Origin of the sequence: Roseovarius sp. (genome assembly GCF_027019125.1) — a bacterium.
Classification (GTDB): Bacteria; Pseudomonadota; Alphaproteobacteria; order Rhodobacterales; family Rhodobacteraceae; genus Roseovarius.
Genome location: NZ_JALUXE010000008.1, coordinates 221,059 through 230,782, shown reverse-complemented (window position 1 = coordinate 230,782; position 9,724 = coordinate 221,059). Strand labels below are relative to the sequence as shown.

Sequence of the window (9,724 nt, the reverse complement as noted above, 5' to 3'; positions counted from 1 at the left end):
CCTAGCGCAACCCGCCAATCCTACCTCAGAGTTTATTCCCGCTTCCCTTCGTCAAGCTTCCGCTCAACCCCGTTCCGCGTCCCAACGTCCGCCTCAGCAGCGCCGGTGAAGGGGCTTTTACGGTTAGCCCCAAAGAGTCGCAAGGGGTTTTTTACAGAAAAATGAATTTTTCTTCGCAGCGCCTTATTTCCCTGCAAATCGCCCTGTTTTCCAACAATTCGGGCCTGCGCCCTTGACCTTACAGTGACTGGAATCCCTATCTGACCCTCAAAGCAAAAGAGGAATCGCCATGGCAGAGCCAAGCAACATGAGAATCGAGGTGAAGGGGCTGAGCTGTGCAGGCTGTGCCGGGAGAGCCGAGCGGGCGCTTGGCGCAGTGGCCGGGGTTAACCAGGCCTCGGTCAATTTTGCCAATGGCACAGCACAGATGAGCCTGAACGGCGCAGAGGCCAGCGAAATCGTGGCTGCGCTGCGGGCGGCCAACTACCCGGCCCGCGAGGATACAGTGACACTTGCCGTGAGCGGCATGACCTGTGCCTCTTGCGTGGACCGCGCCGAGCGCGCGCTGATGGCCCTGCCCGCCGTGCTCGAGGCGCAGGTCAATCTTGCCACGGAAACGGCCCGCGTGCGCTATCTGCCCGGCAGCACGGATGCGCGCGCTCTGGCGCGTGCCCTGACCGAGGCGGGTTATCCGGCACGACTGCACACCCCCGGCGGCGAGGACCCCACAGCCCGTCGCGCGGAAGAGATCGGCCATGCACGCCGACAGGTCTGGATCGCCGGTCTTTTGACACTTCCGGTCTTTGTGCTGGAGATGGGGGGGCACATGATCCCGGCTCTGCACGATCTGATCATGACGACGCTTGGCATGGGTCTGTCCTGGTCGGTGCAGTTCGGACTGACCACGCTGGTTCTGCTCTGGCCGGGGCGCCAATTCTACCGTCTGGGTGTTCCCGCGCTGCTCAAGGGCGCACCGGACATGAACAGCCTCGTGGCCTTGGGCGCAAGTGCGGCCTGGGCTTATTCCACGGTGGCGCTCTTGGCCCCTACGCTTTTGCCCGAAGGCACGCGCGCGGTCTATTTCGAGGCGGCAGCAGTCATTGTCACCCTTATCCTCACGGGCCGCTGGCTCGAGGCGCGGGCCAAGGGCCGTACGGGGGCCGCGATCCAGCGGCTGATCGGGTTACAGCCCAAGACGGCAAGGGTCGAGCGCAAGGGCAAGGTCAGCGATCTGCCTATAGATGAAGTCGCCCTTGGCGATCTGATTCATCTGCGCCCCGGCGAACGGGTAGCGATTGATGGCGAGGTGACAGAGGGTCACTCGCATATCGACGAATCCATGATCACCGGCGAGGCGCTGCCCGTGGCCAAGGGACCCGGTGACAGCGTCGTCGGCGGCACGGTCAATGGCGCGGGCGCGCTCAGTTTTCGCGCGACGGCCGTCGGGCAGGACACGGTACTGGCGCGAATCGTGGCGATGGTCGAGACGGCGCAGGGCGCCAAACTGCCGGTGCAGGCGCTGGCGGATCGGGTGGTGCGAATATTTGTGCCGGTGGTGATCGCGATTGCGCTTGTTACGGTGGCGGTCTGGCTGCTGCTGGGTCCGGCCCCGGTTCTGACGCATGCGCTGGTCGCGGGGGTGTCTGTTCTGATCATCGCCTGCCCCTGCGCGATGGGATTGGCGACGCCGACGTCGATCATGGTGGGCACCGGACGCGCGGCGGAACTGGGCGTGCTCTTTCGCAAGGGCGAGGCCTTGCAGCGGCTCGATGAGGTGCGCGCCATTGCCTTTGACAAGACCGGCACGCTGACGCGCGGCAAACCCGAGGTGACGCGGATTGCCGTGGTGGCGGGGCAGGATGCGGACAGCGTGCTGCGGCTTGCCGCGGCGGCACAGGCGCGATCGGAACACCCCATCGCCCGCGCGGTCGAGGCTGAAGCGGCGCGGCGGGGTCTTGAGGTGCCGGGGGCAAACGCCGTGCGGGCCATCGCCGGGCACGGGCTGAGCGCCGAGGTCGAAGGTCATCGCATTCTGATCGGCGCGGCGCGTCTGATGACGCGCGAGGGCATCGAGACCGACGCTCTGGCCACAGAGACCAATAGCTTTGCCGAAGCCGGACAGACCGCTATCCACATCGCAATCGACGGGCGCCTCGTGGCGGTGCTGGGCATCGCCGATCAGGTCAAGCAAACCAGTGCGGCGGTTATCGCCGCCTTGCATACCAAGGGGATCAAGACAGCGATGATTACCGGCGACAGCACGGCCACTGCGCATGCCATCGCCCGCCAGCTGGGCATTGACCATGTCGAAGCCGAGGTTCTGCCCGAAGGCAAGGTGGCGGCGGTGCGCGCGCTGCAAGAGCGCTTTGGCACGCTGGTCTTTGTCGGGGACGGGATCAACGACGCGCCAGCATTGGCGCAGGCCGATGTGGGCATCGCCGTGGGAACGGGCACGGATGTGGCCATCGAAGCGGCAGACGTGGTGCTGATGTCGGGCGACCTGACCGGCGTGGTCGAGGCGCAGGCGCTTTCGCATCGCACACTACGCAATATCCGGCAGAACCTCTTCTGGGCCTTTGCCTATAACGCCGCGCTCATTCCGGTGGCGGCGGGGGTTCTTTATCCGGTGAGCGGCCTCCTCTTGTCGCCAATGCTGGCTGCAGGTGCGATGGCGCTTTCTTCGGTCTTCGTTCTCTCCAATGCGCTCCGCCTCAGACGGATGCGCCCGGTGATGGGAGGCGCGGCATGAATATCTCGGACGTGGCCCGCGAGACCGGCCTGCCCCCAAAGACGATCCGGTATTATGAGGACATCGGTCTTATCCGGCCCCTGCGCGACACCAATGGCTACCGCGTCTTTCGCCAGAGCGACAGTCACAAGCTGGCCTTTCTGGGCCGCGCCCGCGCGCTCGGGTTTTCCATCGAAGATTGCCGCAAGCTGATGGCGCTCTACGAGGATCAGGACCGCGCCAGCAGCGATGTCAAGAAACTGGCCCAAGAGCACCTGGCTCAGATCGAGGAAAAAATCGCCCAGTTGCAGTCGATGCAAGCCACGCTGCAGCATCTGGTACGCGAATGCGCCGGGGATGCGCGGCCCGATTGCCCCATCCTGCGCGATCTGGCCGAGGGTTGAGCAGGCGGGGGGCGCTGCCCCCGACCCCCCCGAGGTATTTCAGGCCAGATGAAAGCCGATTGGTTTCTTTATGGCCCAAATACTCAAATTCGATCATTCGCCATAGGCAAGCCCTTCACGGCGGGGATCGGCTCCGCCTGAAAGCTCCGTGCCAATAGCAATGACATGCAGGCCAGAGGTCAGCGCCGTCTGGCGTGTTTCAAATCCCATGTCGGAGAGAGGTGCCACCAGAGCCGCGGCGGCGGGTTCGATGTCATAGGGACCAAACCGGTTGACCAGGTGCGGCAAGCTCACCGCCTCTTGCGCATCAAGGCCCCAATCCACCCAGGCGATGATGGTCTTGGCGACATAGCCGATGATGCTGCTTCCCCCCGGGCTGCCCAGCACAAGCACCGGAGCACCGTCGCGGCGCAGAATCGTGGGCGCCATGGAAGAGCGCGGGCGCTTGCCGGGGGCCAGAGCATTCGCGATGGGCCGACCGTTGTCGTGGGTGGCAAAGGAGAAGTCGGTCAGCTCGTTGTTGAGCAGGAACCCCCGCACCATCAGGCGCGATCCGAACCCGTTTTCAATCGTCGTCGTCATCGACAGGGCGTTGCCGTAGCTGTCGACAATCGAGATATGCGAGGTCGAGGGCAGTTCCAACGATCGATCATCCCCCCAGAGATGGGCGTGATCGAACTCGGGTTGCCCGGGTGCCACCTCTGGCAAGGCATCGTCGCCGCGCAAAAGCTCTGAACGGGTCTTGAGGTAGTCGGGTGCCAATAAGCCCTTGATCGGCACCGGCACGAAATCGTTATCGGCCAGATAGCGGCCACGGTCAGCAAAGGCGAGACGGCTGGCATCCCCGATGAGGCGCCAAGCCTCGGGGCTGTTCGGCCCAAGGGTCGATAGGTCGAAAGGTTCGAGAAGCCCCAGGATTTGCCCCACCGTGCTAGCCCCGGACGACGGCGGCCCCATGCCGCACACCTCGTAGCCGCGATAGGGCGTGCAGAGCGCGGGCCGTTCCTTGACCCGGAAAATGGCAAGGTCGAGGGGGCTCAGGACGCCCGGATTGCCCCCCGACCGCTGCACCCGCTCGGCAATATCAAGCGCGATCTCGCCCGAATAAAAGGCGGATACCCCCTCAGAGGCGAGGCGGCGCAGTGTGTCGGCATAGTCCGGGTTGCGCAGCGTCTGACCCGCGGCGAGCGGTGTGCCGCCGGGCAGAAAATAGTCGCGCGTATCCTTGAATATCCTGAGGCGTTCGGCATCCTCGGCAATCAACCCGGCCAGACGCGGACTGACGGGAAAACCGCCCTCAGCCAAGGCGATGGCCTCGGAAAACAGCCCCGCCCAATCGGCCCGCCCCCATCGGGCATGCGCCTCGGCCAAAAGCGCCGGGGTGCCGGGCGTGCCGACCGAGCGCCCGCCCACCACCGCATCGAAGAAGCCAAGCGGCTGACCCTCCGCATCCTGAAAGAGTCTGGGGCTTGCCGACAGGGGCGCTGTCTCGCGCCCGTCAAGCGTGGTGATCTTGCCGCTTGCGCCGTCATGCCAGACAAGAAAACCTCCGCCCCCAAGCCCCGAGCTTTGCGGCTCCACCAGCCCGAGCACGAGCTGTGTGGCGATCATCGCATCCGCCGCTGTGCCGCCCTCGCGCAGCACCCGCGCGCCCGCCTCGACGGCCAGCGGATGAGCGGCGGCGATCATCCAGGTTTGCGACGCAACCGGCTGGCCCGCGTCCTTGGCCGCCTGTGCGGCAGCAAGGCGCGCGGGCACCTGCAATACACCGGCCCCTGCCCCCTCGGGTGCGACGGTATCGGCAGCCTGTTGCGCCCAAGCCGCTCCGCTTGTGACCATGGCAAGGATGAAAACCAGCGCGCGCATGTGGCAGCCTCCCTAGAGCGGATCAGTGCGCCAGAGCGTCACCTTGAGCCCACCATGCGCCACCGGCGGTCCCGGTGGCAAGAACGGCAGGCCGGTGGCCTTGGCCAACCCCGCGTCACTGGTGACAATGCCCACGCGCCAGCCGGTCATTTCGCGGCGCAGCACCTCGCCCATGCTGGCATAGAGGCCGAAGAGCAGCTTGCGATTGCCGATCCGTGCGCCATAGGGAGGATTGATCATCACCAGCCCCGGCGGTCCTTCGGGGCGGGTGAGCGCCGAAAGCGGTTGGCAGGCAAAGCGCGTGATCGCCGCAACGCCGGCCCGCTCCGCATTCTCGCCCGCCATGCGAACAGCGCCCGCGTCGCGGTCGAACCCCAGGAATCGGAGAGGCGTGTCGCGTGGCGCCCCTGCCTCTCTGAGCGCGGCCCAAGCGGCAGGATCAAACGCCGCCATATCTTCGAACGCAAAGCGGCGCGCGCGGCCCGGCATCAGCCCTGCAGCAATCTCTGCGGCCTCGATCGGAAAGGTGCCGGAGCCGCACATCGGGTCAAGCACCGGCTCGCGCCCGTCATAACCGCATTGCCGCAGGAAAAGCGCTGCCAAGGTCTCGCGCAGGGGGGCCTTGTTCACGGCCTCTTTATACCCGCGTCGATGCAACGGCTCGCCTGATGTATCAAGACTGAAGGTGACCAGATCATCCTCGATCCGCGCCATCAGGCGCAGGGGCGCATCCTCTGAGACGGACACGCCCAAGGATTCGGTCAACGCCTTGACGATCCGCTCTGTCGCCGCCCCCGCATGATAGATCTTGGACTTGCGACAGGTGACCTCGACGCGCAGCGGCACATCCGGGCGCAGATGTGCGGCCCAGTCGAACTTACGCGCTCGCTTGTCCAACTGGGCAAGGTGCATCGCACGGAACGACCCGATCCGCGCCAGCACCCGACCTGCCCCGCGCAATACCAGATTGGCACGCCAGACATCAGGCCAAAGCCCTCTGAAGCTGACCCCGCCGGGCAGGATCGTGACAGGAACAAAACCGTTCTGCGCCGCCTCTTCCGCGAGGGCGGTTTCGTGCCCCGGTACGGCAGCGAGGAAGATTTCAAAAGGCTCTGGCTGTGTCATCGCGCCGTCATAGGCCAGACCGGCCCCAAAGGCGAGCCGTCACAGCATCGAGGGGACGACCTGATCCGGCGGGCGGTGGCCGTCGTCAAAGGTCTTGATGTTGATGATCACCTTTTCGCCCATCTCGATCCGCCCTTCGACGGTAGCCGAACCCATATGCGGCAAGAGCACGACATTCTTCAACTCGCGCAGGCGCGGATTGATGTCAGCCCCATGCTCGTAAACATCGAGGCCTGCGCCCGCAATCTCTCCGGCACGCAACATCCGCGTGAGGGCGTTTTCGTCGATGACCTCGCCGCGCGAGGTGTTGACGATCACCGCCTCGGGCTTCATCAGCTTGAGCCGCCGTGCGTTCATCAGATGGAAGGTCGAGGGCGTATGCGGGCAATTGATGCTGATCACATCCATGCGCGCCACCATCTGATCGAGGCTCTCCCAATAGGTTGCCTGAAGGCTCTCTTCGATCTCGGGGCGCAGGCGGCGGCGATTGTGGTAATGCACCTGCATGCCAAAGGCCGCCGCGCGCCGTGCCACCGCCTGACCAATCCGACCCATGCCGAGAATTCCCAGCCTGCGCCCGGCGATCCGCCCCCCCAGAAGGGCAGTGGGCGACCATCCGCCCCAATTGCCGGTCTGCATCACTGCAAGCCCTTCAGGCAGCCGCCGCGTAACGCTGAGGATCAGAGCCATGGTCATGTCAGCGGTGTCATCCGCCGAAACGCCCGGCGTGTTCGACACGAGGATACCGTGCTGACGCGCGGTGCCCACGTCGATATGGTCCACCCCGGCACCGTAATTGGCGATCAGCTTGAGTCGATCCCCGGCCTGGGCGATCAGGCTGGCGTCGATCCGGTCGGACAGGGTCGGCACCAGAACATCCGTCTGCTTGACCGCGCGGGCCAGTTCCTCGCGCGTCATGGGCGCGTCTGTCTCTCGCAGGCGAACGTCGAACAGTTCGCGCATCCGCGTCTCGACCGGCTCGGGCAGGCGTCGCGTAACGACAACACTCAGGCGTGCAGATGGCATGAAGCCCTCCTTGAAACTTTCCTTTCAGGCGCGTTGCTGCCAGAGTGGCGCAGGAAAGAGCGGGGCACAAGAACCCCCTTGCAGTTTGCGGGCAGAATTCGAATGACGGCGATGAAATCCGGGCTTGCCGCCCTTGCCATGGTGATGGGACTGGGACCTCTGGGGGCCTTGGCCCAAGAGCGCGGGCCGGTCACGAACCTGCCGCTGCCGCGTTTTGTGTCGATGAAGGCCTCTGAGGGTAATGTGCGCCGCGGCCCCAGCCTTACGCATCGCATCGACTGGATCTTCAAGCGACGCGACATGCCGCTCGAGATCACGGCAGAGCATGGCCATTGGCGCCGGGTGCGCGACCGGGACGGTGCGGGCGGCTGGGTGCATTACACGCTCCTGTCGGGCGTGCGCACCGCAAGCGTTGAGGTCGAGATGCTGGACCTGCTGGCCAAGCCCGAAGCGAATGCCATGGTGGTGGCCCGTCTGGAGCAGGGCGTGATCGCGCGACTCGAGGAATGTCAGCCCGACTGGTGCGCTGTTTCCGCCGGCGGGTATGACGGTTGGGCCCCGAAATCGGCGCTCTGGGGGGTCATGGAGGACGAGACATTCGAGTAGGCCATCGCCTGCTCGAGCAATTTCGACCACATTATCAATCTATTATCGGTGTTGCTTGGGGAAGTTGCGTTTTTTTTGCCGAGCACCCTTGAACCACGGCAAGCTCCAGAGTAATTAGCGCGTCACGTTGGGGTGTGGCCAAGTGGTAAGGCATCGGTTTTTGGTACCGTGTACCGTAGGTTCGAATCCTACCACCCCAGCCAATCTTTCTAAACTGTTGATTAAATAAGTCGCGTGGGCTGTGTGCGGCGCGCAAGTGCCCCTCTTCATGCCCCCGCCGGCGGGTGGCTCGGGTGCTGCGGCGTGGGATCATCTCGCGCGGCGGCCTCAGGCTGAAGTGGCCTGAGCAGGTGCGAAGTGCGTCAGCCTGCCGCATTTTTTCCCGGCGCATCGCTCTAAGTATCCGAAAATGGAACTGGCAGAGAAGGAAAGCCCAAAATGTTCAAAGGCCTAGGCATTTCAATTGGTATCATTTGCGCCGGAATGGTGGCACTTCCCGCGCTTATCCTGGCTGCGCTTTGATGTTGCGTGAGGCCGCAAGAACGGCCTCAGTCGTCTTGGCATAACAGGGCCCTCGGATCGCAAGGATAAAGCTTGGAAGCGCCGCGATGGTGGTGCGTAGTTATCAGCGTTTGCTTTGACGGTTCAGGTTCGCACAGCCGGGTCTGAGAACGCTCTGACAGTGGCCTCGCCGTGACCTTGAGGTTATCCAAGACAGCGGTAAGGGCACCGAGCATCTGCTGCACTCCGACTATGCTAGATAGATCAGATCATCCGCGTCGGCGCCGCATGGATGCGCCGACGCGGTCTTGCCTCAAGCGTTGGGATTGGCGAGCGTGCCAATCGTCACGTCGAGGGTCTTTTCCGCCCCCTTGTGCAGCACCGTGACCGGCACGACAGCCTCGGGTGTCGTTGCAGCCACAGCGCGGGTCAGATCGCGCAACTCGGAAATTTCGCTCCCGTTGAAGCTGAGGATGATATCGCCTTGCTTGAGTCCGGCTTTGGCGGCGGGGCTGTCCGGCGTCACATTCTCGATCACCGCGCCTTTCGGGGTTTCGTATCCCAGCACTTGGGCGATATCCTCGGGCATCGGCTTGATCTGCACGCCAAGCCAGCCACGGGTGATCGTGCCGTCATCCGACAGATCCGCCACGATATGCTGCACAAGGTCCGACGGCACCGCAAAGCCGATGCCGACCGATCCACCATCGGGCGAGAAGATGGCGGTGTTCATGCCGATCACCTCACCTGCGTTGTTGAAGAGCGGCCCGCCGGAATTGCCCCGGTTGATGGCGGCATCCGTCTGGATGTAGTCGTCATAGGGGCCGGAATTGATGTTGCGCGACAGGGCCGAGACAATGCCGGATGTCACCGTGCCGCCCAAACCGTAGGGATTGCCGACCGCGACCACCTCATCCCCGGCCCGCATCGCATCCGAATCGCCAAAGCGCACAAAGGGCAGGGATTCATCCGTATCGAGTTGAAGAACGGCCACATCGGTCAGCGGGTCGCTGCCGACCACGGCCGCGTCAAATGCGCGCCCATCCGCGAGCTTGACGGTCACACGCTCGGCACCTTCGACGACGTGGTTATTGGTGACGATCTTGCCGTCTTCGGAAATGATAAAGCCCGATCCAAGGCCCTGTCGGGCTGGCATTTCACCTGTGGGCGGCATCATGCGCTCGAACTGCCGGCGCAGACCCTCGGGCAGACTTTCTGGCAACTGGCCGGACAGGTCGGTCGGCTGCGCCTTGGCGGTGACTTCGATATAGACCACGGCAGGCGAGACGGCGGCGACAAGATCACCATATCCGCCCGCAGGAACCGCCAGCACCGGGCTGGCGGCACCCAGTGAAAGGCCTGTTGCGCCCAGGACGGCGACAAGGGCTGCGGACCCTGCAAGCCGACGGGAAAGAGGTGTGGAGGACATCATTGAAAGCTCCGTTGTGTTGCGTCCGATGCTGCCCAT

Annotated in this window: 7 protein-coding genes and 1 tRNA gene; 4 read left to right on the top strand and 4 right to left on the bottom strand. The window is 64.1% G+C overall.

The annotated features are described in order from the left end of the window. Positions 1-289: 289 nt before the first annotated feature. Positions 290-2,749 (top strand): heavy metal translocating P-type ATPase, encoded by a 2,460-nt coding sequence (locus MVC20_RS05235; protein WP_297539133.1) that lies wholly within the window; start codon positions 290-292, stop codon positions 2,747-2,749. Further along, the gene (cueR, locus tag MVC20_RS05230; protein ID WP_297539131.1) at positions 2,746-3,132 is read left to right on the top strand and encodes a Cu(I)-responsive transcriptional regulator; all 387 of its coding nucleotides are present in this window, start codon (positions 2,746-2,748) and stop codon (positions 3,130-3,132) included. The genes MVC20_RS05235 and cueR overlap by 4 nt, the downstream gene beginning before the upstream one ends. A gap of 93 nt (positions 3,133-3,225) precedes the next feature. On the opposite strand, the gene ggt is transcribed toward cueR, so the two are convergent. From ggt to MVC20_RS05215, 3 genes are read right to left on the bottom strand one after another with little or no spacing between them, the layout of a single operon-like run. Next, complete coding sequence (gene ggt / locus MVC20_RS05225; RefSeq protein ID WP_297539129.1) at positions 3,226-4,998, bottom strand: gamma-glutamyltransferase; 1,773 nt, start codon at positions 4,996-4,998, stop codon at positions 3,226-3,228. A 12-nt stretch (positions 4,999-5,010) separates the two neighbouring features. Next, entirely contained in the window at positions 5,011-6,123 is a 1,113-nt protein-coding gene (locus MVC20_RS05220) for a class I SAM-dependent RNA methyltransferase (RefSeq protein WP_297539127.1), read from the bottom strand. A gap of 39 nt (positions 6,124-6,162) precedes the next feature. Then, positions 6,163-7,149: a D-glycerate dehydrogenase gene (locus MVC20_RS05215; protein ID WP_297539125.1), complete on the bottom strand. Its 987-nt coding sequence runs from the start codon at positions 7,147-7,149 to the stop codon at positions 6,163-6,165. A 111-nt stretch (positions 7,150-7,260) separates the two neighbouring features. Between MVC20_RS05215 and MVC20_RS05210 the strand changes: the two genes are divergently transcribed. Next, positions 7,261-7,755 carry an SH3 domain-containing protein gene (locus tag MVC20_RS05210; RefSeq protein ID WP_297539122.1) on the top strand — a complete coding sequence of 165 codons (495 nt, stop codon included), beginning with the start codon at positions 7,261-7,263 and terminating at the stop codon, positions 7,753-7,755. A 128-nt stretch (positions 7,756-7,883) separates the two neighbouring features. Then, positions 7,884-7,958, top strand: a tRNA-Gln gene (locus tag MVC20_RS05205). A 611-nt stretch (positions 7,959-8,569) separates the two neighbouring features. Here MVC20_RS05205 and MVC20_RS05200 read toward each other — a convergent pair. Next, entirely contained in the window at positions 8,570-9,688 is a 1,119-nt protein-coding gene (locus tag MVC20_RS05200) for a Do family serine endopeptidase (protein WP_297539120.1), read from the bottom strand. Positions 9,689-9,724: the final 36 nt, after the last annotated feature.

Excerpts from the sequence above, each read along its gene's own strand:
- ggt (WP_297539129.1), bottom strand. The coding sequence starts at position 4,998 with ATGCGCGCGCTGGTTTTCATCCTTGCCATGGTCACAAGCGGAGCGGCT.
- cueR (WP_297539131.1), top strand. The coding sequence starts at position 2,746 with ATGAATATCTCGGACGTGGCCCGCGAGACCGGCCTGCCCCCAAAGACG.
- MVC20_RS05215 (WP_297539125.1), bottom strand. The coding sequence starts at position 7,149 with ATGCCATCTGCACGCCTGAGTGTTGTCGTTACGCGACGCCTGCCCGAG.
- MVC20_RS05210 (WP_297539122.1), top strand. The coding sequence starts at position 7,261 with ATGAAATCCGGGCTTGCCGCCCTTGCCATGGTGATGGGACTGGGACCT.
- MVC20_RS05220 (WP_297539127.1), bottom strand. The coding sequence starts at position 6,123 with ATGACACAGCCAGAGCCTTTTGAAATCTTCCTCGCTGCCGTACCGGGG.
- MVC20_RS05235 (WP_297539133.1), top strand. The coding sequence starts at position 290 with ATGGCAGAGCCAAGCAACATGAGAATCGAGGTGAAGGGGCTGAGCTGT.
- MVC20_RS05200 (WP_297539120.1), bottom strand. The coding sequence starts at position 9,688 with ATGATGTCCTCCACACCTCTTTCCCGTCGGCTTGCAGGGTCCGCAGCC.